General features: G+C 44.6%; 22 protein-coding genes and 11 tRNA genes. 30 read left to right on the top strand and 3 right to left on the bottom strand.

The genetic code is table 11. The features are described from left to right. Positions 1-65 precede the first annotated feature (65 nt). The 11 genes from HMPREF1863_RS03985 (at position 66) to HMPREF1863_RS03935 (ending at position 1,149) form a co-directional block, all read left to right on the top strand. A tRNA-Thr gene (locus tag HMPREF1863_RS03985) sits at positions 66-141 on the top strand. Positions 142-158: 17 nt separating this feature from the next. After that, positions 159-244, top strand: a tRNA-Tyr gene (locus tag HMPREF1863_RS03980). A gap of 43 nt (positions 245-287) precedes the next feature. Next, positions 288-361: transfer RNA gene (locus HMPREF1863_RS03975), tRNA-Gly, on the top strand. Positions 362-364: 3 nt separating this feature from the next. Beyond that, positions 365-441 (top strand) — tRNA-Arg (locus tag HMPREF1863_RS03970). A gap of 11 nt (positions 442-452) precedes the next feature. Then, positions 453-529: transfer RNA gene (locus HMPREF1863_RS03965), tRNA-Gln, on the top strand. Positions 530-533: 4 nt separating this feature from the next. Continuing rightward, positions 534-609 (top strand) — tRNA-Lys (locus HMPREF1863_RS03960). Between the two features lie 6 nt (positions 610-615). Then, positions 616-704 (top strand) — tRNA-Ser (locus HMPREF1863_RS03955). Positions 705-708: 4 nt separating this feature from the next. Then, positions 709-799, top strand: a tRNA-Ser gene (locus HMPREF1863_RS03950). Positions 800-805: 6 nt separating this feature from the next. Next, positions 806-882 (top strand) — tRNA-Ile (locus tag HMPREF1863_RS03945). Positions 883-887: 5 nt separating this feature from the next. After that, positions 888-963 (top strand) — tRNA-Phe (locus HMPREF1863_RS03940). A 111-nt stretch (positions 964-1,074) separates the two neighbouring features. After that, positions 1,075-1,149: transfer RNA gene (locus HMPREF1863_RS03935), tRNA-Trp, on the top strand. A gap of 54 nt (positions 1,150-1,203) precedes the next feature. Here the strand turns inward: HMPREF1863_RS03935 and HMPREF1863_RS03930 are convergent. Beyond that, positions 1,204-1,995: a hypothetical protein gene (locus tag HMPREF1863_RS03930; RefSeq protein ID WP_068367577.1), complete on the bottom strand. Its 792-nt coding sequence runs from the start codon at positions 1,993-1,995 to the stop codon at positions 1,204-1,206. 47 nt (positions 1,996-2,042) lie between these two features. Between HMPREF1863_RS03930 and HMPREF1863_RS03925 the strand changes: the two genes are divergently transcribed. The 5 genes from HMPREF1863_RS03925 (at position 2,043) to HMPREF1863_RS03905 (ending at position 6,094) form a co-directional block, all read left to right on the top strand. Next, the gene (locus tag HMPREF1863_RS03925; RefSeq protein WP_068367575.1) at positions 2,043-3,167 is read left to right on the top strand and encodes a cysteine desulfurase family protein; all 1,125 of its coding nucleotides are present in this window, start codon (positions 2,043-2,045) and stop codon (positions 3,165-3,167) included. Position 3,168: 1 nt separating this feature from the next. Beyond that, positions 3,169-4,356 (top strand): tRNA uracil 4-sulfurtransferase ThiI, encoded by a 1,188-nt coding sequence (gene thiI / locus HMPREF1863_RS03920; protein WP_068367573.1) that lies wholly within the window; start codon positions 3,169-3,171, stop codon positions 4,354-4,356. Then, on the top strand, positions 4,353-4,904 hold the full coding sequence (locus HMPREF1863_RS03915) for a LemA family protein (protein ID WP_068367570.1): 552 nt from the start codon (positions 4,353-4,355) through the stop codon (positions 4,902-4,904). Before thiI ends, HMPREF1863_RS03915 begins: the two co-directional genes overlap by 4 nt. Positions 4,905-4,913: 9 nt before the next feature. After that, a complete protein-coding gene (locus tag HMPREF1863_RS03910) occupies positions 4,914-5,714 on the top strand; it encodes a TPM domain-containing protein (RefSeq protein ID WP_068367568.1) in 801 nt (266 codons plus the stop codon). Between the two features lie 128 nt (positions 5,715-5,842). Next, positions 5,843-6,094, top strand: a complete 252-nt coding sequence (locus HMPREF1863_RS03905) for a hypothetical protein (RefSeq protein ID WP_068367566.1) — start codon at positions 5,843-5,845, stop codon at positions 6,092-6,094. A 33-nt stretch (positions 6,095-6,127) separates the two neighbouring features. Here HMPREF1863_RS03905 and HMPREF1863_RS03900 read toward each other — a convergent pair whose 3' ends face one another. Further along, on the bottom strand, positions 6,128-6,883 hold the full coding sequence (locus HMPREF1863_RS03900) for a formate/nitrite transporter family protein (RefSeq protein WP_068367565.1): 756 nt from the start codon (positions 6,881-6,883) through the stop codon (positions 6,128-6,130). 339 nt (positions 6,884-7,222) lie between these two features. Between HMPREF1863_RS03900 and HMPREF1863_RS03895 the strand changes: the two genes are divergently transcribed. The 14 genes from HMPREF1863_RS03895 to HMPREF1863_RS03825 all read left to right on the top strand — a co-directional run bounded on the left by HMPREF1863_RS03895 (position 7,223) and on the right by HMPREF1863_RS03825 (position 22,843). Next, positions 7,223-8,341, top strand: coding sequence for an FAD:protein FMN transferase (locus HMPREF1863_RS03895; protein WP_068367562.1), 1,119 nt, complete (start codon positions 7,223-7,225; stop codon positions 8,339-8,341). Next, positions 8,331-8,873: a hypothetical protein gene (locus HMPREF1863_RS03890; protein WP_068367560.1), complete on the top strand. Its 543-nt coding sequence runs from the start codon at positions 8,331-8,333 to the stop codon at positions 8,871-8,873. Before HMPREF1863_RS03895 ends, HMPREF1863_RS03890 begins: the two co-directional genes overlap by 11 nt. After that, complete coding sequence (locus HMPREF1863_RS03885; protein ID WP_068367558.1) at positions 8,873-9,388, top strand: phosphatidylglycerophosphatase A family protein; 516 nt, start codon at positions 8,873-8,875, stop codon at positions 9,386-9,388. Before HMPREF1863_RS03890 ends, HMPREF1863_RS03885 begins: the two co-directional genes overlap by 1 nt. After that, positions 9,378-9,875, top strand: coding sequence for a QueT transporter family protein (locus HMPREF1863_RS03880; protein WP_068367557.1), 498 nt, complete (start codon positions 9,378-9,380; stop codon positions 9,873-9,875). Before HMPREF1863_RS03885 ends, HMPREF1863_RS03880 begins: the two co-directional genes overlap by 11 nt. 23 nt (positions 9,876-9,898) lie before the next feature. Next, positions 9,899-10,159: a (2Fe-2S) ferredoxin domain-containing protein gene (locus HMPREF1863_RS03875; protein ID WP_068367554.1), complete on the top strand. Its 261-nt coding sequence runs from the start codon at positions 9,899-9,901 to the stop codon at positions 10,157-10,159. Positions 10,160-10,171: 12 nt separating this feature from the next. Then, positions 10,172-11,683 (top strand): 4Fe-4S dicluster domain-containing protein, encoded by a 1,512-nt coding sequence (locus HMPREF1863_RS03870; protein WP_068367552.1) that lies wholly within the window; start codon positions 10,172-10,174, stop codon positions 11,681-11,683. Positions 11,684-11,802: 119 nt separating this feature from the next. Further along, complete coding sequence (locus HMPREF1863_RS03865) at positions 11,803-12,522, top strand: alpha/beta fold hydrolase (protein WP_068367550.1); 720 nt, start codon at positions 11,803-11,805, stop codon at positions 12,520-12,522. Beyond that, a complete protein-coding gene (gene mprF / locus HMPREF1863_RS03860; RefSeq protein WP_068367548.1) occupies positions 12,519-15,044 on the top strand; it encodes a bifunctional lysylphosphatidylglycerol flippase/synthetase MprF in 2,526 nt (841 codons plus the stop codon). The genes HMPREF1863_RS03865 and mprF overlap by 4 nt, the downstream gene beginning before the upstream one ends. Before the next feature lie 394 nt (positions 15,045-15,438). Further along, complete coding sequence (locus HMPREF1863_RS03850; RefSeq protein ID WP_083508501.1) at positions 15,439-16,029, top strand: MptD family putative ECF transporter S component; 591 nt, start codon at positions 15,439-15,441, stop codon at positions 16,027-16,029. A gap of 6 nt (positions 16,030-16,035) precedes the next feature. Next, positions 16,036-16,764 carry an energy-coupling factor transporter transmembrane component T gene (locus HMPREF1863_RS03845; RefSeq protein WP_068367542.1) on the top strand — a complete coding sequence of 243 codons (729 nt, stop codon included), beginning with the start codon at positions 16,036-16,038 and terminating at the stop codon, positions 16,762-16,764. Beyond that, on the top strand, positions 16,761-18,236 hold the full coding sequence (locus tag HMPREF1863_RS03840; RefSeq protein ID WP_068367540.1) for an ABC transporter ATP-binding protein: 1,476 nt from the start codon (positions 16,761-16,763) through the stop codon (positions 18,234-18,236). Before HMPREF1863_RS03845 ends, HMPREF1863_RS03840 begins: the two co-directional genes overlap by 4 nt. After that, on the top strand, positions 18,233-19,189 hold the full coding sequence (locus HMPREF1863_RS03835) for a helix-turn-helix domain-containing protein (protein WP_068367537.1): 957 nt from the start codon (positions 18,233-18,235) through the stop codon (positions 19,187-19,189). Before HMPREF1863_RS03840 ends, HMPREF1863_RS03835 begins: the two co-directional genes overlap by 4 nt. A gap of 117 nt (positions 19,190-19,306) precedes the next feature. Next, positions 19,307-21,094, top strand: coding sequence for an ABC transporter ATP-binding protein (locus HMPREF1863_RS03830; protein WP_068367535.1), 1,788 nt, complete (start codon positions 19,307-19,309; stop codon positions 21,092-21,094). Next, positions 21,095-22,843 (top strand): ABC transporter ATP-binding protein, encoded by a 1,749-nt coding sequence (locus HMPREF1863_RS03825; protein ID WP_068367533.1) that lies wholly within the window; start codon positions 21,095-21,097, stop codon positions 22,841-22,843. Positions 22,844-23,133: 290 nt separating this feature from the next. Here HMPREF1863_RS03825 and HMPREF1863_RS03820 read toward each other — a convergent pair whose 3' ends face one another. Next, complete coding sequence (locus HMPREF1863_RS03820; protein ID WP_232300101.1) at positions 23,134-23,715, bottom strand: hypothetical protein; 582 nt, start codon at positions 23,713-23,715, stop codon at positions 23,134-23,136. Positions 23,716-23,811: the final 96 nt, after the last annotated feature.

Raw genomic sequence — 23,811 nt, 5'->3', positions numbered from 1 at the left:
GGTCGTCGGTTCGAGCCCGATCCAGGTCGCCAACAACTATGACAATGTTCGCATTGTCATTCTACGCTGGTGTAGCTCAATTGGTAGAGCAACTGATTTGTAATCAGTAGGTTAGGGGTTCAAGTCCTCCCACCAGCTCCAGTGCGTAAGCACTCTTTGGAGGAGTTCCCGAGTTGGCCAAAGGGGACGGACTGTAAATCCGTTAGCTCAGCTTTCAGTGGTTCGAATCCACTCTCCTCCACCATTTTCATCATCGTGTACCGGGAGACTTATTTCGATATTCAACTGCGGGTGTAGCTCAGTGGTAGAGCCCCAGCCTTCCAAGCTGGTTGCGAGGGTTCGATTCCCTTCACCCGCTCCATGAGCACCTATAGCTCAGTAGGATAGAGCAACGGACTTCTAATCCGTGTGTCGGGGGTTCGAATCCTCCTAGGTGCGCCATCAACAATTATTGGGGCGTAGCCAAGTCGGTAAGGCACCAGACTTTGACTCTGGCATTCCACAGGTTCGAGTCCTGTCGCCCCAGCCATTATGATTCATTAGCTCAGTCGGTAGAGCACCTGACTTTTAATCAGGGTGTCCCGGGTTCAAGTCCCGGATGGATCACCATAAATAGGAGAGGTATCGAAGCGGTCATAACGAGGCGGTCTTGAAAACCGTTAGGGTTCACGCCCACGTGGGTTCGAATCCCACCCTCTCCGCCATATTGGAGAAGTACTCAAGTGGCTGAAGAGGCTCCCCTGCTAAGGGAGTAGGTCCTTCACGGGGCGCGAGGGTTCAAATCCCTCCTTCTCCGCCATAACGAGGGCCTTTAGCTCAGTTGGTTAGAGCTCCCGGCTCATAACCGGTAGGTCCAGGGTTCGAGTCCCTGAGGGCCCACCAAATTTGCCCAGATAGCTCAGTCGGTAGAGCAGCAGACTGAAAATCTGCGTGTCGCTGGTTCGATTCCGGCTCTGGGCACCAATTGAGTTACCCGTAACTGTAGCAGTGGCTGCAGTTTTTTTATATCAGAATAATTCCGGAAGGCACAGTTGCATGAGGATTTAAAATCTGGTAGTATTTACTTATTATTATAGGAGTATAGTTCAGTGGTAGAACGTTGGTCTCCAAAACCAAATGCCGTGGGTTCAAATCCTACTACTCCTGCCAAAAAAGGTCGAGTGATACTCGACCTTTTTTCGTATGGAAATGTATTCAATTGATTTAGTCGCTAAGGTGGCGTAGATAATGGATAAATTCGAGGATCGTAGAGTAAAAGACCTCCTTGCCTAAAGCAAAGATGAGGTAACCGGGCGGCGAATTTACCATCGACTGAATGGGTACATCGGTTTCCACGACGAGAGCTTTTGTGTTTTGATCGTATGGAAGCCATGTCGCTTGAAGCTCGAATCGAAAGAATCCGTTTTTTTCTTCGTAGAGAGCGTCTCCTCGTTGAATATAGCGTGAAAGCGAATCGTTGGTATGCCCTGTAATGGTAAAAGGTGACGGCGAAATGGCATCGATCCAAATGTCGCTTGCGCTCTGCTCTTCCACGAGACGCTCGTATACTGCGCCGATCTGTTCCATGGCTTTTATATTACGCTTCATGGCCTCTTGTACTTCATTTTCACGCCCTTCTTTCAGGAGTAAATGAAGATCAGGCCCGAGGATCACTTTCTCATGGGATAAACTTTCCATTGAATAACTTTTAAAAGGCACGATGCGTGTGCGGGCTTTTATCTCTTTGTAGAGATCCACAGAATTTGAAAGTTTACTCAGTGATTCTTTTGATAAGAGTGGCGCGGCCGTTTTTTGTTCAAATCCGCTGTTAAAAGTGTAGAGCACATCGTTTTCGGGCATATCTCTTAAGAGCCGATCGAGGGATGCGATCCAATCATATGTAGCATCTTTTCTTTCAAAATCGAAAAAGAGCGTGCCGTTTTGTGACAATATAAAGGCGAAGGGGCGCGCCCCGGGGCCGTAATGGGAACAATAAAGTTGTAAGTAATTGACCATGGTATCCTCCTTAGAGTAGTATATCATAGGAAAAAGGGAGGGATTTTATGATTTATTTGGATAACTGTGCGACGACGAAACCGAAAGAATCCGTTGTAAAGGCAATGGTGGAGGCCTTAGAAAAAGACTTTTACAATCCGTCGAGTTTACATATAGCGGCTGTCGAGGTGGAAAAAAAGAAGGAAGCCATTCGCAAAAATATTAAAGATTATTTCCATTGCAGCGGTGAACTTTATTTCACTTCAGGCGCTACCGAATCCAATAATACGGCCATTAACAGCGCGATTTTGGAAGGTAAGCGCTTTGGTAATAATGTGGTGACGACGAATATCGAACATCCCTCGATTTTAAACGTTTTAAAGGCACAGGATGTGGAGGTACGTTATGTGCCCATCGATTCCACAGGTCACGTTTCAAAAGAGAGAGTAGTGGAAGCCATAGACGAAAACACCATGCTTCTTTCTCTTTTCCACGTGAATAACGAATTGGGCACCATTAATCCCGTCGAGGAATGGGTGCCGGAAATAAAAGAAAAATTCCCGCGCATTAAAGTCCACATCGACGGTGTGCAAGCCGTAGGAAAATTGCCCGTCGATTTCGATAAAATCGGCTGCGACAGTTATTCTTTCAGCGGCCACAAATTTCACGGGCCGAAGGGTATCGGCGGTCTTCTCGTGAGAAAACCGATGACACCTTATTTTTACGGCGGCGGACAGGAAATGGGTTTTCGCAGCGGTACGGAAAATACACCCGGCATTTACGGATTAGGCGCAGCCTTTGACGCGCTGAAAGAGGAAGGAATTTGCCTCGATGAAGCCCGTGAAAGATGGCAGTTTTTAAAAGAGGGTGTCGAATCCATCGGGGATGTGGTCATTAACTCCATAGAACCTGCAAGTCCCTATATTGTAAACGTGAGTATCGACGACACGCGAGGCGAGGTGCTCCTCCATATGCTTGAGGAAAAAGAGATTTACATCTCAACGTCCAGCGCCTGCTCCAGCCATCGCACGGGAAAGAATCCCATTTTAACGGCACTGGGGATAAAGGATTCTCTTGCTCAGGGGACCATTCGCATTTGTTTGAGTCGCGACACGACCATGGAAGAACTGGAAGAATTTATAGAAGAGCTGAAAACTGCCGTCGCCGACGTGCGGGATATAATGAGGAGATAGAATGAAGAGAGTTTTAAGTTTAAGTTTAGGTGAGGTCGTTTTAAAAGGCGCCAATCGACGCTTTTTTATACGACGCATCGTGCAAAACATCGAGAGTATTTTAAGTGATATTGGGTATAAAAACATTATCCCTGAAATGGGGAAAATTCAGGTGGAGATCGATCCCGATGTAGAAGAAGCGGCAATTAAACGGCTGCAATTTGTATTCGGCATCGTCTACATTTCACCGAGCTGGTGCTTTGAAAAAGATTGGGATACATTGAAAGAACGGGCCGCGGAATATGTCGGCGACGTTTTAAAAGAAAATCCCGAATACGCCACATTTAAAGTCCTTACGAAGCGGAGCGACAAAGATTTCTTTAAAGATTCCATGGAAGTGAACATGGATTTAGGCGCCGTGATACTCGACCGTTATGGCGACAAGCTTTCCGTCGACGTTCACGCACCGGATTTTCATCTTTACGTGGACATAAAGAACGAAATTTACATTTACCACCACAAAATCAAAACCTACGGCGGCCTACCCTTAGGTACCAACGGCAAGGGCCTCTTGCTCTTAAGCGGCGGCATCGATTCGCCGGTAGCGGGCTTTTTAATGGCAAAGCGCGGCGTACAAATCGACGCACTCCACTTCCATTCCTATCCCTTTACCTCGCCGAGGGCTGAGGAAAAGGTAATGGACCTCGCCAAAATTTTAGCCCGTTATGTAACGAAGATGACGGTATACAGCGTCAACCTTTTGCCCATTCAAAAAGAGCTCAACAAAAATTGCCCGCCGGAAGAAATGACGGTACTTTCTCGTCGCTTTATGATGCGCATCGCCAATCGTTTGGCGGAAAAATACGGCTATAAATCCGTAGTAACCGGAGAAAATTTAGGGCAAGTGGCGAGCCAAACCATCGACGGCTTAACGGTGATGAATAATGTGGCGGAACCTATTATTTTCAGACCCCTTATCGGCATGGACAAGGTCGATATTATTCGATGGGCGGAGAAAATCGAAACCTACGAAACGTCCATTCAGCCTTTCGAGGATTGTTGTACCGTCTTTTTACCGAAACACCCGAGCCTTCGCCCGACGGTGGAGGATATGGAACGTTCGGAAGCTAATTTAGACATTGAGGCCATGTTGGATGCCTCTATGGAAACACTGAAGATTACCCATATTAATGCAAAGGAGAATCTATGAAAAAGTTTTTACCCGTTATACTGATCGTCCTGGCGGTGGTCGGTTTATTCGGATCCACTTACAACAAACTGCAAGTGAAAGATGAAGATGTGAACCAGGCATGGGCGCAAGTGGAAAACACCATGCAGCGCCGTGCGGACTTAATCCCGAACCTGGTAGAGACCGTAAAGGGCTATGCAAAACACGAAGAAGATGTGTTTACGAAAGTGACCGAAGCGCGCAGTGCCGTGCAATCGGCTAAAACTCCCGGAGAATATGCTGCAGCCAACGAGCAAATGAACGAGGCCATTCGCAACATCAATGTAGTGGCGGAAGCCTACCCGGATCTTAAGGCCAACGAAAGTTTCCAAAATTTACAAGCGGAACTGGCGGGCACGGAAAATCGCATTGCCGTGGAACGGAAGCGTTACAACGAAAAAGTAGCCGATTTTAACAAAGCGGTGAAACACTTCCCCACCAATCTTGTGGCGAAAATGTTGGGATTTGGCCCGAGAGAATATTTCCAATTAGCTGAAGGCGCCGACAAAGTGCCGACGGTTAAATTCTAGGAACAGCCTATGAAGAAAAAGAGTCTCATCATCTTTTTTCTGGTTTTATTATGTGCAACTCCGGTATTTGCCGACGCACTGCCGGAGCCGACGAGAGACTTTTACGTTTACGACGAAGCCCATATTTTATCGGAAGAGGCGAAATCCAAAATCATCGCCACTAACGAATCCCTTTATGAGCAAACCGGCGCTCAGGTAGTGGTTGCCGTGTTAAACCGCTTGCCCGAAGGGGAAGACATTAATTCGGCGGCGACGGATTTATTTGAAAAGTGGAAAATCGGAAGTAAAGAAAAAGACAACGGCATCTTGCTTCTGATCTCTATGGAAGACAGAAAATTTAAAATCGAAGTGGGCTACGGCCTTGAAGGCGCTATTCCCGATATGAAGGCCAATCAGATCTTAAACGACCTTACCCCCTATTTTAAGGCGGGAGACTATGAGGAAGGCATTCTGAACGCTTTTAGCCGTATTCTAAACCTTATCGGCGAGGAATACGGCATCGCCATCGACGGCATGGAAAACTTGCCCACTCCTGAACCGGTGCCGGTATCGGATGAAGGTGAATCAGATATCATCGGCCTTATAGTGCGCGTCATTCTCCTTATCTTCATCATCAATTTCTTCTTCGGCGGCGGAGGAGGACGACGCAGACGCTATTACCGCGGACCGAGATCCGGCCCCTTCATCTTCCCGGGCGGAGGATTCGGAGGTTTTGGCGGGGGTTCCTTTGGCGGAGGCTCTTTCGGTGGCGGCGGAAACTTCGGCGGAGGCGGTTCATCCGGCGGAGGAGGCGCCAGCGGGGGCTGGTAATGAAAAGTCGAGAGTGTATCTCTCGGCTTTTTTTGTGGAGCCGTCGTAAAAGAAAATCCATATCACTATCTGGACGAATCGCAATGAAAAAATTATAATAAATCCATAGAAAAATAGAGGAGAAATTTATGAAACGAATCGTCAGAACATTGTGCAGCATCATTTACAGCCTATCCATGTTCGCTATTGCAGGCAATCGAATAAAACTTTACAATCTGGGCGGCGAAATGGAATACTATCTTTGGCTCGTAGGCACTCTCGCCTTGGCGGGTAACATATTTTTAGTTGACATGAAAAAAGGATATAGATACACTATGGGCAGTCTTTTAATTTTGGCATTTTTAGTTCTCGTCTTTATGCGTGGAAAACTTTATTTGTAACGAAAAAACCTCCGAATCATCGGAGGTTTCGTTTTATTCTCTTGCAATGAGTGCGTAGGGAATCCCTACAAAACAAATGCCGCCAATCATATTGCCAAGGGTCACGGCAATAAGATTATGAACGACGCCTGAAAAGGCGAGGGGAACGGCGGATTTCGCCATGAGACCGATGGAGAAAAGGGTCATGTTGGCGATACTGTGTTCAAAGCCCGTAATGACGAAGGTGGCGATGCACAAGGTGATAAAAAGGATTTTGCCGGCGCCGTCTGCTATGCGCCCCGATCCCCAAACAGCAAGGCAAACGAGCATATTACATAATATGCCGCGGAGCACGAGGGGGAAAAAGGCGATTTCGGTTTTTGCGAGAGCCCCTTGGGTGAAGACGTCTGCTGCAGAGCCTGTTGCGAAACCTGCGCCGACGAAAAGAGCGGCACAAAGAATCGAGCCGAGCAGATTTCCGATCCAGCAAACCGTCCAAAGGGTTAAGGCGTCGGGGAGAGTGACGGTTTTTCGTGCAAGGCCGAGGGTCATTACCATATTATTTCCCGTGAAAAGCTCCGCCCCGGCGACGACGACGAGGGTAAGGGCGATGGTAAAACAAAAGCCCATGATGATCTTAGTCGATGGGGCGGGCATAAGGGCTTGAATCGTAAATACGAGGCAAATGGCGAATCCGACGAAAAGCCCGGCGAGCATAGAGGCGATAAAATACCCTCCCGGATGGGAGTGCAACAAATTCACTTTGTTCTTTGCCGCTTCCGCCCAGCGATTAGCATCTTCTTGAAACATAAAAACCTCCTAAACAGAATGGATAATGAACCATTTGATAACGGAATCTTCTTCCGATTATTTTAAAAACATAGAGACATTATAGCATGACGGTATCTTCAGACGGCGACAAAAAATAATCGGCAATTTCCATTAAGTGATCGAGGCCTGCGTATGCAATGTATTTTAGGGGAAAGACTTGTCAGAGATGAAACTATCTTATAAAATAGAGAAGGAAATCTCTACTTAATCGACCCTTCGGGATTGTGTTTCATTGGGATTTTTTATCGTCTATTCGAATTTAAAGGACGGGATCTCCCGTTCTTTTTCTATGTATGTTTCCTTTATGAAAGGAGTACCATGAAAAAATTAATATCCATTCTAATGGCATGCCTTTTACTTTTAAGCGGCTGCGGAAAAAAAGAGCTGACGCGTTATGAGGCCACTTATTACGATACATTTGATACGGTGATCAGTGCCATGGTCTATGCAGATAACGAAAAACAAGGCAATCAATACCTTAAACAAATTCACGATCGCTATCAACAATTGGATCGTCTGTATAACGGATTTAAGAATTTCGACGGCATGACCAATTTAAAAACCTTGAACGATCATGCGGGAAAGGGAAAGGTAGTCGTCGACAAGGAACTTTACGATCTCATCGACTATTCCATAAAAGAATATAAAAAGTTCGGCGAAACCAACATTGCTTTCGGCGCCGTCACCTCTATTTGGCAACAATACCGCGACAAATACGAAGTGGCACCGGAGGGTGGAACGGAGAGCGACGACGAGGTATTAAAAGAAGGCCATCCCGATGCTAAACTTCCTCCTATGGAAGCATTACGTGACGCCAATGAACACACCAATATTGACGACATCGTCTTATACCCCGATGAATTGGCGGTAGAAATCAAAGATCCCAAGCTTAAAATCGACCTAGGCGCCGTAGCGAAAGGCTATGCTACGGAAAAAATCGGGGAAGAACTTCGTAAAGAAGGCTGTCCGGCGGCGATTATCAGTGCCGGCGGGAATGTCAAAATCATCGGTTCGGCTCCGGAAAAAGATCGTAAATATTTCGGCATCGGTTTGCAAAATCCCGAAGCCGTTATCGGCGGTACGGAAGGCGCGGACAACATGAAAGATGTTCTTTACGCCAACGACACCTCCGTCGTCACCAGTGGCGATTATCAACGTTTTTACATCGTCGCCGGAAAGCACTACCATCACTTAATCGATCCGGACACCTTAATGCCGGCCACCCATGCCCGTTCGGTCACTATCGTTACCAAAGACAGCGGCTATGCCGACTTCCTCTCCACCACCGTGTTCTGTATGCCTTACGACAAAGGGCGTAAGCTTGTAGATTCCTTAGACGGCGTGGAAGCTTACTGGATCTTCGCCGATGGCAGCGTGCAATTTACCGATGGGCTGAAAGATTCTTTAGACAGCCAGGGAGCGACGAATGCGGACTAACGGTAGAATTTTTGCGGCGACGCAGGCGGTGATGATCTTACTGTGTTCGGTCATCGCCATCGCCCTCCATCACGCCCCCTTGTTAGAAGGTTTTTTGTATCGACATATCATTTTCCGCATCGCGGCAGTGCTTGCCGTCGGGGCGGTATATGTCGGCGCGGGGAAACTCATGCGCCTGCGATCCTTTGTCGATGTGCTCAGCCTTTTATTTGTGCCCGCCGTGTTTTGGGGTGTGTTAATGGTAGCGGCCTACTTCGGCGGCGGAAGCGACGCCTTTTTACGAGGGCCTTTCCGCTCCATGTGGCGCTTTCCTCTGGATATCGCCATGTTGCCTCAGGTAGTCGTCATGGGACTTTTGCGTTTACGGTACACGCCACAAATCCATATGGCATTTGCCTTTGTGGCCCAGATCGCCATGATCCTTGCGGCGTGGAAGCGAATGCTGCATTACCGCAGACGGGTGGCTAAACGTAACCGCAGACGGGCGGCTAAACGTAGACCCATAAGCGAACGAGAAGAAAGAAGGTCATAATGTATCGTTACGATATGGAAGAATTATTCAATAAAAGTATCGATGCCTTAGAGAAAAAAGGCGTCGCTATTCGCGATATTGCAGACGTTGTGTACGAGTTGCAAAAAGATTACGGGCCCATTACAATGGAAATGTGTGAAGAAAATGTCTTGGCAGTTCTTCGCAAGCGTGAAACCATTCACGCCGTGTTGACGGCCCTCGCCATCGACAAAGCTGTGGATCAAAAACTTTTTGACGAGCCCATTCAGTCCATCATCGAAGATGACGAAGGACTTTATGGCATCGACGAAGTGTTGAGCCTTGCCGTAGTGAACATTTACGGTTCCATCGGCCTTACCAACTTCGGCTATTTAGACAAAAAGAAAATCGGCATTATCGACAAACTCGACAAAATGAAAGGTAAAGAAGTCACTACCTTTACCGATGATTTAGTGGCAGCCATAGCCGCAGCAGCTGCCAGCCGATTAGCCCACAGCAATCAAGGAATGAAAGAAGGTGCCAAGCATGAAGCATAAACTTACCACCCGTTGGATCGCAACAACGGCAGTATTAGCAGCCGTATACTATGCCTTAACGGTTGTATTTTCACCAATTTCTTACGGACCCATTCAATTCCGCGTATCGGAAGTAATGAATATGTTGGTCTTTTTTAACCCGAGCTTTGGCCCGGGCATCGTCTTAGGGGTGTTTTTATCTAACATTACATCGCCCTTAGGCGCATACGATCTCGTGTTCGGAACATTCCACACGGCGATCAGTCTCTATTTCATGAGTAGGGTCCACAATAAGTGGGTGGCGAGCCTAATGCCCGCCCTATTTGCGTGGATTATTGGTTTTGAGTTAGTTCTAGCTTTCGGCGGCGGAATCATCGGTTTCTTGACCATGAGTCTTTCCGTAGCGGCCAGCGAGGTCATTATCTGCACATTGATCAGCGTTCCCGTCTACGAAGTACTCCAAAAGAACCCGGGCTTCCGATCCATTGTCAACAAGAACCCTCAATAGGATTCTGTAGATAGGAGAATGTCATGGAAGTAAAAGTTTGTGTCGGTGCACGCTGCACGATGATGGGCTCGAGCCACATGCTCGACGAATTGGAAGATTTACAAGAGCGTTATTTTGAAGAAGGCGAGTTGGAAATCGTTCAAAAAAATTGCTACGGAGTCTGCAAATCCGAAGGCATTGAAAAAACGCCGGTCGTCAGTATCGACGGCGACATCATAACCACAGCTAAAACGCAAGTAGTTTGTGAAGAAGTCCTGCGCCGCGCAGGAAAGATCGAAAAGTAGGGGGATAAGTCATTGAAAGAAAGTTACGCTAGTGTCATGGGTCTTCGCAGACTCGTATTTGCCGAAGTTGCGAAGATGGCATTTACTGATACGCCGTTGGATGAATTGGAAACCGTAGGTTATAGACTCTATCCGGGCAACACGCCCGATGATTTGGAAGATGTTTTCCGTAAACGTGCTATCGCCGAAGAAATGATTCGCTTGGCCATGGGCATGGATTTGAGAGATTACGGAGAATACATACCGGTTACCGACGGCTTTGACAATGTCGATGTAGATACGAGTATTTTCGAACCGCCTCTGGTAGATGTTATTAAATTTGCCTGCGAAGCCTGCCCGACCCGCGCATTAACCGTTACGAATAACTGTCGTAAATGTATGGCACGTCCTTGCACCAATGTGTGTCCGGTTAACGCCGTCAGCATCGGCAAATACGGCGCCGTAATCGATCAGGAAAAATGTGTGAAATGCGGCCGTTGCCAACGCACCTGCCCCTATCACGCCATCGTCGAGTACGATCGCCCCTGCGCATCTGTTTGCGGCGTAGGCGCCATTGAAAGCGACGAAATGGGTCGCGCCGTTATTAATCACGATAAATGCGTCGGTTGCGGACGTTGTGTCGTACAATGCCCTTGGGGTGCTGTCGGCGACAAGACCATGATCTATCAATTGGCCAAGGCACTTAAACAAAAAGATAAGCGCATTTACGCTATTCCCGCGCCCAGTTACATCGGCCAGTTTGGCGCTAAAACCACGCCGGAACAAGTGCGTGCGGCAATGAAACAATTAGGTTTCGAAGACATGATCGAAGTAGGCCTCGGCGCCGACTACACCACCCTTCACGAAGCCAAAGAATATTTGGAACGTGTGCCGGAGGAAATTCCCTTTATGGGTACGAGCTGCTGCCACTCGTGGACACTGCTCATTCAATACAAATTCCCGGAAATGAAAGATTACGTTTCCGACTCGGGAAGCCCCATGCGCTACACGGCAGAGCACATTAAGCGCAAAGACCCCGACGCCATCGTCTGCTTCGTCGGACCCTGTACGTCGAAAAAAGTTGAGTCCATTACGAGTGATGTAAAAGAATACGTCGACTTCGTTATCACCTTCGAAGAGCTTATGGGCATGTTCGTCGCCATGGACATCGAACCTTCCGAAATCGAAACGGAAGAAGGGGAAGTAGAGTCCTCCTCCTCGGCGAGAGGATACGCCATGGCAGGCGGCGTGGCGGCAGCGGTAAAAGAAGTTGCCGAACGCATCGATCCCGAACGGGATATTCAAATCGAAGGCGCCAACTCCCTGAAGGAATGTATCCGCATGCTTCAAATGGCAAAGGCCGGCAAAAAAGACGGATATCTTTTGGAAGGCATGGCATGTGAAGGCGGATGCATCGCCGGAATGGGCACCATCGCCTCCACGACGAGAGTACGTAAAGCTGTCAGCAGCTACATGAAAGAATCGGAGTATAAAACACCGCTCGAAAATGAATTGGTGGACAACTCTTTAAAAGACTTTAGCTAAAAGCATGGTCGAAGGTCATCAAGAAAGACATTTTCCCCCGGGGAAGATGTCTTTTTCTGTGCGCAAGTTTATAATAGATAAATAAGGTTTCGCATTTTATGTTTGCAATCGAGGCGTTTATGAAGAAGAATGGCTATGTTACCGTAAAGGACGGTACGAAAATTTTTTATACGATTTTCGGCAGTGGCGAGCCGGTTTTGTTTTTACACGGCAATGGGGGAAGCAGCCACTTTTTCCAATATCAGGTGGCGTCGTTTAAAAAGGCGTTTCAGCTCGTTTTTTTAGACAGTCGCGGACACGGCAGGAGCACCAATTGCGGCGATCATTTGGATTTCGATTTAATGGCCGAAGATACGAAGGAATCGTTAGATGCCCTTGGACTTCATAAGGTATCCATCGTCGGCTTTTCCGACGGGGCGAATCTCGCCATGGTGTTTGCCGCTCGCTTTCCCGATTATGTGCAAAAGCTCGTGTTAAATTCAGGCAATTTGTTTTTTAAGGGCACGAAGTGGTACAGCCGGCTTCTTTCCTATTTGCAATTTGGCATGAATGTTGTTTTAAATATGCTGTCTCGTCGCTTTAAGAATTCAAAACTACAGGCGAAGCTTCTCTTACAAGAGGAAGTGTTGCCGCCGGAGGAATTAAAAGATGTGGACGCGCCTTCCATGGTCATCGTCGGTGAAAACGACGTGATCGAAGAATCTCATTCGAAATACATCGCTTCCCTTCTTCCTCACGGCCATTTTGTGGAAGTGCCGAGGGAGGGCCATAACTTGGCGCGCACCGATGCGCCGACCTTTAATCAAATCGTATTGTCATTTTTAAAAGGAGAGTCATGAAAAGAGTAATTCAAGGTATAAAAAAATACATCGAGCCATTGTTTATTCTGTCGGTGTTTATTCTCGTGGTCTTGGAATTTAAAAGTTTATCCAAGGAAATTTCCTACGATAAATTAACCGCCGTACTGCAGGGCGTGTCGCCTTTTATCGTGATCCTTTTGGTCCTTGCAGGGATCGTGTCGGTATTGCCCATGCTCGAATATGAGGTGATTTTAAATCGCCTAATCGACGGGAAACACGAAAAGCGCTATCTTTACGAGACGAGCTTTACCATTAATACCATGAATAATCTCATCGGCTTCGGCGGGATTATTAACATGGGGCTTCGAAATTATTATTACGGCGATAAGAAAAATAAGGTGGAGCTTTTAAAGGTGATTTTGGAAACCCATATTTATCACCTTATCGGCGTTTCCATTTTGTCGGCCATGGGTCTTCTCTACATGGCACTGAGTCGAGATACTGGCGTTACGACTTATGCGCCCTGGCTTATTGGCGGCGTCTTATACTCTCCCATTGTCATTTTATTTTCCAATCGAAAACAAGGGGAAGGGAAGCGGGTGCCCCTATGGGCGCAAGCTCGCCTGGCCCTTACATCGTTTTTGGAATGGGGCGGTGCCTATTGCCTTTTCCTCTTCATCGGTAAATGTATGGGCGTGGAATTTCACGTCGCCCAAGTATTGACGGTCCTTGTGTCGGCGAGCATCATCGGCATGGTGTCCATGATTCCGGGGAGTTTAGGCTCTTTCGACTTAATGACATTGGTGGGCCTCGGGAATTTAGGGGTCGGCTATGAAACCGTGCTGGCGTGGCTTCTCTTATACCGCGTATGCTATTACGTGGTGCCCTTTTTAATCGGCCTCTACTTTTTCATCAAGCATTTCGGCCACAGCTTTAACGAAGAAAACGACGGTATACCGGCGGAATTTTTAAAATCCATCGGCCACGATATTTGTTCTTTAATGATGTATTTATTCGGGATCTTTATGATTCTATCGGCCACGATTCCCGATCAGGTGAGCACGATTAAATGGCTCGCGAAATTAAATCCCATTCACGCCAATATACTGTACCAGTTCCCGAGCATTCTATTAGGCCTCGTGTTTATTCTGCTGGGGCGGTTAAACATTGAAAATCAAACGAGATCCTTTAAGCCGACGATGATCTTCCTGGCCATTACCTTTTTCTACGCCATGCTGACGGGCTTCGGCGTCATAACCTACGCTTATCTCATTTTGCTCACGATCCTCACCATTTCCACGCGAAAAGATCTTTACAGAACCCAGTTCGTCTACCGCGCCGAAAGCTTAACCATGGACTTATGCATCGCCCTATTCTTCGGCATGCTCTATTTACTTTCCATCGCCGGCAAGGCGAAGGGGATGCGCCTAATATTGCGGGCGAAAGATTTTATCGTCATACCCTTTGAGGAAAATTGGCTGCGGATCAGCTTGCTCATCGTCATTAGCGCGGCGGTTCTATACGCGATTTTATATTACGTTCGCGGAAAAGGGGAAACCGTCGGAGAAGCGCCGGATCTGGATCGGGTGCGTCATTTGCTGGAAACTTACGGCGGCGATTTAGATGCAGGTCTGGTTTTTCTCGGCGACAAACAGCTCTACTGGTACACCGTCGATGGGGAAGATCGCTGTGCTATTCAATTAAAGACCGAAGCGGACAATGTCATCGTTATGGGGGAACCTATGGGAAATCCCGAAGATGTTGACGATTGTATTCGCAAATTTATTCGCCACGTCGACGTATTAGGTTACGATCTCGTCTTCTACGAAGTGTCGCGAGATTTTATAATGAAACTTCACGATTTTGGCTTCCATTTTATGAAATTCGGCGAAGCTGCCCTCGTCAACTTAGACGAATTTACCATGGAAGGTAGAAACAGACGATCGGCTCGCAATGTTTTAAATAAATTCGAAAAAGAAGGGTACTCCTTTAAAATCTTAGAACCGCCTTTTGACGATAAGACCATAAAAACCTTCAAGGCCATATCCGATCAATGGTTGGGGAATCGAGGGGAAAAAGGATTTTCTTTGGGCTTCTTCGACGAAGACTATTTAAATCGCGGCGCCGTCGCCGTCGTGGAAAACGAAGAGGGGAGCATCGTATCCTTCGCCAATTTAATGCCCGTCTACAAAAAAGGCTACGCCACCATCGACTTAATGCGTCACGATCCCGAAACGTCGCCGAACGGTACCATGGACTTTTTATTCCTGAATCTGTTTTTATATTTCAAAGAGCAGGGAATGCATTGGTTCGATTTAGGCATGGCGCCCCTCGCCAATGTAGGCATTAACGAACACAGCTTTTTACAGGAAAAACTGGCTTACTTCGTGTTTAAATTCGGCGGAAACATTTATTCCTTCGAAGGGCTTCGAACTTATAAGAGCAAATACGCCACCCGCTGGGAAGCGAAATACACCGGATACAATCACCGCGCCAATTTATTTTTCACCGTCGTGAGCTTGGTACGCGTCGATCGCAGACCGCCGAAAAAAGAAATATAGTTACAGCAAAAATAGCCACCGGTAAACCGAACAAAGTATGAAGATCTGGAACGCTTCTACAATGAAAAAAGGTGGCCTTAGCGAAGGACGAAGGAAAGCTTAAAAAGATGCAGGCGACCAAAGCCGAGATCCAGTTCTGCCTGAAGCAGCTACAAAAACAAGACAGGCTTCTGCAAACATTCGACGAACAGAGCTTCTGTGCTCTTGTAGATCATATCACGGTATTCAGCAAAGAAAATATTCGCATAACCTTCAGAAATGGCTCAGAAATTAAAACTCTATAAAATGTCCGAATGGAGCTTTTTATTTTAATCGGGGTTGAATGAAATGCTCTTAAAGAGGTTTAATCAAATGTGCTAAGTTAGCTTATTCTAACTCAATGGAGGTTAATCGTATGAAAAAATCATCTGGAATTAAAGCAAAAGATTTGATCACCACAGGTATTTTTACTGCCATTATGTTTGCTCTTTGCATGGCAGTAGCAATGCTGGGTTATATACCAATATTTATTCCGCTTTTAAGCATCATCGTGCCGCTTATTGACGGTATTCCGTATGTGTTGTTTGTGAGCAAAACGAAAAAGTTTGGGCTTATAACCATTATGGGATTTTTGCTTGGACTACTAATCGGGGTCATGGGAATGGGCGTATATGCACCCTTCACCGGACTTATCGCAGGCCTTTTAGCGGATTTGTTATTAAAATCCTCGGATTATTCCAGTGCAAAAAAAGTAATTCTCAGCAAAGGTATTTTTTCAATATGGCTGATCGGCAACTATATTCCTATTGTTATTAGCCGTGATGCTTATTATCAAAATTTAGCACAAGGCGGCTACGGAAAGGCCTATGCGGATGCACTTATGAAGCTTATTCCGGACTGGAGTTTGATCCCATTACTTGTAGGCATGTTTATCGCGGGCATCCTTGGTGCTTTGATTGGACGTTCCCTTCTAAAAAAACAGTTCGAACGCGCCGGGATTGTCTAATCTATCATGCAGCCTATTCAAACGCGATCAAAAAAAGAATTTCTTGATCCTCGAACAAAAATACTTCTTGTCTTCACCATCGCTGCTGTCGTTGTGGGAGGAGGACATGGATATTGGCTGGCTCCGATTCGAATACTCCTTATATCCGTTCCCTTTATGCTGTTTCTTATTGAAAGCAAGTGGAAATATGCCGCCATATATGCCATTTTATTCATAGCGGCCTATGTAGGGCAGATATATCTTTTGCCGCTCGTTACCGGATTTTTAGGTTTTCTGTTGGTGGCTTTTTGCGGTATTTTTGTTCGCATGATGCCGGGGCTTGCCATGGGTACCTATTTGCTCAGCTCAACGAAAATCAGCGAGTTTATGGCAGCAATGGAACGCATGCGTGTTCCTGCCCAGATTACGATTCCACTTTCCGTTGTTTTTCGCTTTTTTCCTACCATCTTGGAAGAGTATCACGCCATAGCCGATGCAATGAAAATGAGAGGCATCTCTTTAGATGGTTCAAAACCGTGGAAAACTGTGGAATATCGTCTGGTTCCGCTGATGGTGTCCTGCGTAAAAATCGGTGACGAACTTTCCGCATCTGCTTTAACACGTGGCTTAGGCGCGCCGATTAGGCGCACCAATGTCTGTAAAATTGGATTCCATTTGCAGGATATACTCTTTCTGATGCTTTGCCTGGTAAGCTTGTGTGTACTTATCTTTTATAAGATCGGAGGTTCGTCATGATAGAAATAAGAAATTTTTCTTTTTCCTATACATCCTCTGACCAAAGTACAGTTAAAAATATCAATCTGAGAATCCCTGACGGTCAATGCGTTCTTTTAACGGGAATGTCCGGATGTGGTAAGACGACCATAATACGAGCTTTAAATGGACTTATTCCTCATTACTATGAAGGGAAAAGTTTGGGAAGTGTATCTGTTTTTGGTAAAAGTCCACAAACGCTTGCTCTGTATGAACTCGCGCCGATTGTTGGCTGCGTATTTCAAAATCCCCGCAGCCAGTTTTTTAATGTAGATACGGATAGTGAACTGGTTTTTGCCTGTGAAAATTTAGGTATGTCAAAAGAAGATATTCGATTGCGCTTTAACAAAATCGTATCCTCTTTGCATATTGAGAGATTGATGGGAAAGAGTTTGTTTCATCTTTCTTCCGGAGAAAAACAAAAAATTGCTTGTGCCTCTGTGGCTGTGCTTTCTCCCAATCTTGTTCTTATGGATGAGCCAAGTGCTAATCTTGATTTTTCCGCTATCGCAAATTTGCAAGGGATGATACAATTTTGGAAAGATGAGGGAAAAACAATCGTTATTGCCGAGCATCGCATCCATTATTTAAAAAATTTAGTGGATCGTGTGGTATTGCTTGATGCCGGCGAGATGATCGGAGATTATCAAGGCGTTAACTTTTTCGAGTTACCGAGTTCGTTTTATGAAACGCATGGGATACGTATTCCGGACATAAAACAGCTTTCATTTGGAGCTTCCGATCCATTATCGCCGACGAAAGATTTTTTAGAGCTTTACGATGTGAATTTTTCCTACCACAATACGCAAAGCGTATTGAATATTCCGAAGTTTCAACTTCCTCTGGGAAGGGCAACAGCTCTCATAGGTTCAAACGGTGCCGGCAAGTCCACTTTTGCCAAACTTCTTTGCGGACTGGTAAAAAAAGATAAAAGCAAACTGATCTATAAAAACAAGATTATTCCACCTAAAAAAAGACGTGATCTGACCTATCTTGTGCAACAGGAAGTGAATCATCAGTTGTTTACAGAAACGGTTATGGAAGAGCTTTTGATTTCTCAGGAAGAAGAAAATCACTCTGCAGCCGAGGCAATACTCCAAGAACTCCATCTGGATGACTTTAAAGATGAACATCCCATGTCTCTTTCAGGAGGGCAAAAGCAGCGTGTTGCAGTAGCCTCCGCTCTGATGAGCAATCGAGATGTTTTAATCTTTGATGAGCCGACCAGTGGTCTTGATTTGGAAAACATGCAGCGTTTTGCAGAAATTATAAAGAGAATAATTCTTTTAGGAAAAACATGCTTAATTATTACGCATGATCCGGAGTTTATCGCTCTTGCCTGTCAGCATATTGTTGAAATGAAAGATGGGCAGATTAAGGAGCAATATGATTTGAACCAGATGACAGTACAGAAATTGCAGAATTTTTTTAGAGAGGAGGATTCATCACAATGAACGCCTTAGGCAATATGGGAGATAATATCAAAATGCAGAAACGAGAAGATGGCAGTTCTATCTTTTTTTTGCATGATGAAACCGGCTCGGGGACGATGACTTGCTACTCCCTTTTCGAAGGCGTCTTTGTACTTTTTAATGACTTTCATCTCAAAACTTGTTACTCAGCTTTCAAGCCACATCAATCGATGTTCACCATTGATTACTGCAAAGAAGGAAGAATAGAAAATAGCATTCATCCGGAAAAGTACACTTATATCAGCGCCGGTGATTTGCAGATGGAAGTACGCACCCAGCATTACGGAGAGTTTTACTTTCCACTCAAACACTATCACGGAATCACAATCAGTATTCTATTTCCGCAGGGTTCTGAAACGATTAGGACATTATTAAACGGATTTCCGGTTGATGTGGAAAGTTTGAAAAACAAATTCTGTAGAACATCAAAAGGCTATGAAACCTTTATTATGCGTTCCAATCCACAAACGAACCATATCTTAGCCGAAATTTATCAAATTCCTGAAAAAGATAGAGTTTCTTATCTGAAAATTAAGGTATTAGAACTTCTTCTTTATTTGGATGGAATGGATACTTCTTTGGCAAAACAACAAAACGACTTTTTAAATTTCGCCCAAGTAACTAAGATCAAATCTTTGGAAAAAAGGTTGACTTCACATCTTGATCGATTTTATACGTTAACCGAATGCTCGAGTTTCATTGATATGCCACTCACATCTATGAAAAAAGCGTTCAAAATTATTTATGGAAAATCGATTTATGCCTATATGAAAGAGTATCGCGTTAATGCAGCGGCTTTGCTCTTACAAGATTCATCGAAGAGCATACTTGAAATTGCGAATGATTTAGGCTACCAAAACCCATCCAAGTTTTCAGCTGCCTTCAAGTCCCTTCGTGGATTAACGCCACGAGACTATAGAAAAACTCTTGTCTGAATGGGGCTGTTTTCCCATTAGAGGGTGGAACGAACCACACCTTGTTTCATAAACTGTTGTAGAGAATACGTTGAATTCTCTTCGACCAAAACAGTTTTGAAATGAGGTGTTTTTATTTTGAAAAGCAAAAAAAGAATATTGCCGATTATTCTGTCTTTTGCAGACAGTGCGAAACCACAGTTTATACTATCTATTCTATTTGCCGTGCTAAGCGTTTTCTGTGGTTTTTTACCTTATTTTGGGATCTATCAAGTCCTTCTTGTGTTTTTCTCAAAAGTACAAGATAGCAGTCAAATTTCTGTGCATTCACTTGTCCCTTGGTTCCTTTTGTGCGTCGCAGGATATGGCCTTAAAGTCTTGTTTCACACAATCTCAACGAATCGGTCTCATCATGCCGCCTACCATATTCTTAAAAATATACGAAGTCGACTGACCGATAAATTAATGCGATTGCCGCTTGGAACTGTAACAGGAAAAACCGCCGGTGAACTCAAGAGCATTATTGTTGACCGTGTAGAAACGATTGAATTACCTTTGGCACACTTGATACCGGAAGGCTTATCGAATCTGATTTTTCCTGTTATCGTATTTATTTTCATGCTGGTATGGAATTGGAAAGTCGCATTGGCATCTGTTGCCTGCATTCCTTTTGGCGTGCTCGCCTATGCGATCGTCATGAAGACATTTAACAGCAAATATGACAGCTATATGAAAGCTTCTAAAAAAGTGGACAGTGTGATTGTGGAATATGTGGAAGGCATTGAGGTTGTCAAGGCTTTTAATCAATCCAGTAAATCCTATAAAAAATATACGAATGCGATCACGTCCTTTAAAGATTTTACTTTAGATTGGTTTCGCTCCACTTGGCCGCTGATGAATTTTGCAGCGGCGATACTGCCGAGCACACTGTTAGGCATTCTTCCGGCAGGTATCTTGCTTTATGCTACAGGAAATCTAACACCTGCTGAGCTAACGCTTACCATCATCCTTTCCTTAAGTCTGGTAGGCCCCGTTTCATACTTTACGACAGCTGTCAACAGCTATAAATCCATTGAATACGCTCTGCTGGATGTTCAGAAAATCTTAGACTTGCAAGAGCTTCCGGAAGAAAAAGAGTCGAAAGAACTGTCCGGTTATGACATTTCATATAAGGATGTCACATTTTCTTATGAAGAGGATCAAGCACCTATCGTTAAAGATTTTTCTTTAGAAATACCAGAGGAATCTTTCGTAGCTTTGGTAGGTCCTTCCGGCGGAGGAAAATCTACCTTATCTCGATTGCTTTTGCGTTTTTGGGATGTGAATCAGGGATGTATTTGTATCGGAGGAAAGGATATACGCTCTTTGCCACTTGGACAGCTCTCAGGACTCATCAGCTATGTTTCTCAGGATACTTTTCTTTTCAATATGTCCCTTTTTGAAAATATCCGCGTAGGCAATCCGGCCGCAACAAAAGAAGAGGTGTTTCAGGCTGCTCATATGGCACAATGCGAAGAGTTTATTTCACGTTTAGAACAAGGTTGGGACACGCCGGCTGGAGAAGCGGGGGATAAACTGTCGGGCGGTGAAAAACAGCGTATAGCGATTGCCAGGGCAATACTAAAAGATGCCCCTATCGTTGTTTTGGATGAAGCAACCGCATTTACTGATCCGGAAAATGAACTTCAACTCCAAAAATCGATTAATGAACTAACGCGTGGCAAGACGCTGTTAGTGATTGCCCATAGGCTTTCTACGATAAAAAATGCCGACAAAATCGTTGTTTTGCAGGAAGGCACAAAAGTGGCGGAAGGAACGCAGAATGAACTTCTGAAGGCTTGCTCCCTTTACCGCTCCATGTGGGAAGCACATGTTGGTGCCAAAGCATGGGCGGCATCCAATCAAGAGAAAGGAGCGGATAAATAAATGTTTACCATGATTAAACGTATCGTTGATTGGACAGGCTCTTATAAAAAAAGATTTTACTGGGGCATCGTCTGGTCGTTATTAGAGAATTTCTTTATTGCTTTTCCCTTGATGGGAGCGGCTTATGTTCTGAACCTTATGCTGCAGGATACGGCAGGGCTCAGGAGTTTGCACACAAAGGAAGCTTTATGGGCGCTTTTGTTTATGGTTTTCTGTGTTTTGGGTCGTTTCTTCTTCTCCTATCTGCGGGCTGTTTTTCAAGAAAGCATTGCTTATGAAAAAACAGCCGAGGAGCGCATCGAGATAGGCGATATATTAAAGCGAGTTTCCCTTGGCTTTTTTGATCGTCACAAGACCGGTGACATTGCGGGAGCAGTTACAACCGACTTATCTGCTTTGGAATTGTATGCCATGAAGATGACGGATACGGTTATCGGAGCTTATTTGCAGACTCTTGCCATGATTCTATCCATCCTTTTTTTCTCATGGAAAGTGGCAACTGTTGCTTTAGTGGGTGTATTATGCTCTGCATTTTTCCAGCGCCGACTAGTGAAAGATAGCCGGAAAAACACAGCGGTGCGCCAGAAAGCCAATGATAGCATGATTAACGCAACACTCCAATTTATCCGTGGAATAACGGTTATTAAATCCTATGGGAGAACAGGAAGCGCCGTTGCGGAACTACAAAAATCTTTTTCCGATCAACGTGACATCAACATCAAAATAGAAAATGATTACATGTGGACGAACGGTCTTTATCAGTTAAGCCTAAAATTGACCTCCGTAGCAATCGCTTTTATGGTATGCCTTCAAACCATTCATGGTGAAATTTCTCTGCCTATCATGCTCATGATAGTGATCTTTTCATTTGTTATGTTTGCTCGTTTGGAAACGGTAACTACTGCTTCTCACACCTTGGAAATGATGCGAGCAGCGCTGGACAAACTTCAAACAATTAAGACGGCAAACTATATCGACGAAGATTCAAAAGACATTGTTTTAAACAATTTTGACATTTCTTATCAGAACGTATCCTTCGCTTACGATCACAAAAATGTTATCGAGAATGTGAGCTTTTCTCTTCCCGAAAATTCAACTTTAGCCATCGTGGGACCCTCCGGTTCCGGTAAAACAACGCTCTGTAATTTGCTTGCCAGATTCTATGATGTCAATCATGGGTCTATTTCTATCGATGGACATGATATCAGGGAAATGACTTGTGATACTCTGCTGCAATATATTTCAATCGTTTTTCAGCATGTCTATCTGTTTCATGACACGATATTAAACAACATTCGTTTCGGCAGACCGGAAGCCAGCATCGAGGAGATTAAAGAAGCTGCCAAAAAGGCGGCTTGTCATGAATTTATTGAGAATTTACCAAACGGCTATAACACGATGCTTGGCGAAGGCGGATCGACACTTTCAGGAGGAGAAAAACAACGCTTATCCATTGCTCGTGCCATACTAAAAGATGCACCTATCGTTATATTAGATGAAGCAACTGCCAGTGTTGATCCTGAAAACGAGCATTTAATTCAACAAGCCATATCCGCCTTGGTCAAAGGAAAAACATTGATCGTTATTGCCCACAGGCTAAACACAATACAGTTCGCTGACAATATTTTAGTTATAGACCAAGGAAAGCTGGTACAGCAGGGAACACATGAACAGTTAATAGAAGAAGAAGGAATATATAAAGATTTCCAGAAAATACTCAATAGGACAAGTAACTGGCAACTCAGTTGAACCAATTTATTTTAATTTAGCAACTCCAATTATTATGAAAAGGGGACTGACTGCAAGCTCATGTTTGCAGTCAGTCCCTTTTGTTTTAGGGTTAGCGTATTAGTTTTCGTACCCCTTGCTCATTTTCGTACCCCTGAGTATGAGTTCCGTACCCTAAGCGGCAGTGCCGTTAAAATGTATCAAATATGGTGTTTTGTTCTCGTATAGTGAGATCAACGCTTTTAGATGTAAATAATCCATCTATTCAGGTGGATTACTAGTACTTCAAATTAGGAGTTGATGATTTATTTTTATCCAAAATATGGCATAACTGATTGAAACAAAAAAGCAATTACAATTGACAATCCTAAAACAACAGCAAATTCTTTTGGCTTTCTATATAAGCTAATGATACCTAGTATCCATGTAATCACTTCCATAAGGCTATACATATAAAAACCTTGTGATGGGCTAAGGCTAAAAGCTTGAGCTAATAATATCCCAATAATGATGCTCGAAATGAAAATGGCAATAGGTCCTTTTCCTGTTGCATACCAACATATGTATGCCATAAAAAATGATACAAATGACATTACTATCCATATCATCATATAAGTTCTTGGCAGGAATCCCAAAACAAAATTACTAAACAAATAATAGCCTGATAACATACTTATAAAGAACGAAAATGTATTAATTGAAGCTCTTAAGGGTGATTTCGAATAAACAGAAATTATCGTACCTAACAAAATCCATATTGCCAATCTACCAAAGTAATTACTAATATCAAGTTGTTGAAAAATCATTGGTAAGTAGTTACTAGTTGTGCCGTCAATCCACTTCTGAAACACACCAAGTGCAAAGCCAAATAATACAAATCCTGTAGTTGCCAATATCTGTTTTGACGTATCACTCCTTTGGGGCATTCTTATTTTTCAAGGAATGCTTTCATTCTCTATTCCTCCACAAATTCAAATTTATTCAATTAC

The sequence above is a fragment of the Aedoeadaptatus coxii genome (genome assembly GCF_001553115.1).
GTDB classification, from domain to species: domain Bacteria; phylum Bacillota; class Clostridia; order Tissierellales; family Peptoniphilaceae; genus Aedoeadaptatus; species Aedoeadaptatus coxii.
The sequence above is the reverse complement of the archived record's forward strand: the minus strand, read 5'-3'. Positions and strand labels throughout refer to the sequence as shown.

What these genes read in the sequence shown, in the direction of transcription:
- HMPREF1863_RS03840 (WP_068367540.1), top strand. Translation starts at nt 16,761, where the DNA reads ATGATAGAAATAAGAAATTTTTCTTTTTCCTATACATCCTCTGACCAA.
- HMPREF1863_RS03885 (WP_068367558.1), top strand. Translation starts at nt 8,873, where the DNA reads ATGTATCGTTACGATATGGAAGAATTATTCAATAAAAGTATCGATGCC.
- HMPREF1863_RS03925 (WP_068367575.1), top strand. Translation starts at nt 2,043, where the DNA reads ATGATTTATTTGGATAACTGTGCGACGACGAAACCGAAAGAATCCGTT.
- HMPREF1863_RS03835 (WP_068367537.1), top strand. Translation starts at nt 18,233, where the DNA reads ATGAACGCCTTAGGCAATATGGGAGATAATATCAAAATGCAGAAACGA.
- HMPREF1863_RS03825 (WP_068367533.1), top strand. Translation starts at nt 21,095, where the DNA reads ATGTTTACCATGATTAAACGTATCGTTGATTGGACAGGCTCTTATAAA.
- HMPREF1863_RS03905 (WP_068367566.1), top strand. Translation starts at nt 5,843, where the DNA reads ATGAAACGAATCGTCAGAACATTGTGCAGCATCATTTACAGCCTATCC.
- HMPREF1863_RS03850 (WP_083508501.1), top strand. Translation starts at nt 15,439, where the DNA reads ATGAAAAAATCATCTGGAATTAAAGCAAAAGATTTGATCACCACAGGT.
- HMPREF1863_RS03880 (WP_068367557.1), top strand. Translation starts at nt 9,378, where the DNA reads ATGAAGCATAAACTTACCACCCGTTGGATCGCAACAACGGCAGTATTA.
- HMPREF1863_RS03845 (WP_068367542.1), top strand. Translation starts at nt 16,036, where the DNA reads ATGCAGCCTATTCAAACGCGATCAAAAAAAGAATTTCTTGATCCTCGA.
- HMPREF1863_RS03875 (WP_068367554.1), top strand. Translation starts at nt 9,899, where the DNA reads ATGGAAGTAAAAGTTTGTGTCGGTGCACGCTGCACGATGATGGGCTCG.
- HMPREF1863_RS03915 (WP_068367570.1), top strand. Translation starts at nt 4,353, where the DNA reads ATGAAAAAGTTTTTACCCGTTATACTGATCGTCCTGGCGGTGGTCGGT.
- mprF (WP_068367548.1), top strand. Translation starts at nt 12,519, where the DNA reads ATGAAAAGAGTAATTCAAGGTATAAAAAAATACATCGAGCCATTGTTT.
- HMPREF1863_RS03895 (WP_068367562.1), top strand. Translation starts at nt 7,223, where the DNA reads ATGAAAAAATTAATATCCATTCTAATGGCATGCCTTTTACTTTTAAGC.
- HMPREF1863_RS03930 (WP_068367577.1), bottom strand. Translation starts at nt 1,995, where the DNA reads ATGGTCAATTACTTACAACTTTATTGTTCCCATTACGGCCCCGGGGCG.
- HMPREF1863_RS03910 (WP_068367568.1), top strand. Translation starts at nt 4,914, where the DNA reads ATGAAGAAAAAGAGTCTCATCATCTTTTTTCTGGTTTTATTATGTGCA.
- HMPREF1863_RS03865 (WP_068367550.1), top strand. Translation starts at nt 11,803, where the DNA reads ATGAAGAAGAATGGCTATGTTACCGTAAAGGACGGTACGAAAATTTTT.
- HMPREF1863_RS03900 (WP_068367565.1), bottom strand. Translation starts at nt 6,883, where the DNA reads ATGTTTCAAGAAGATGCTAATCGCTGGGCGGAAGCGGCAAAGAACAAA.
- thiI (WP_068367573.1), top strand. Translation starts at nt 3,169, where the DNA reads ATGAAGAGAGTTTTAAGTTTAAGTTTAGGTGAGGTCGTTTTAAAAGGC.
- HMPREF1863_RS03890 (WP_068367560.1), top strand. Translation starts at nt 8,331, where the DNA reads ATGCGGACTAACGGTAGAATTTTTGCGGCGACGCAGGCGGTGATGATC.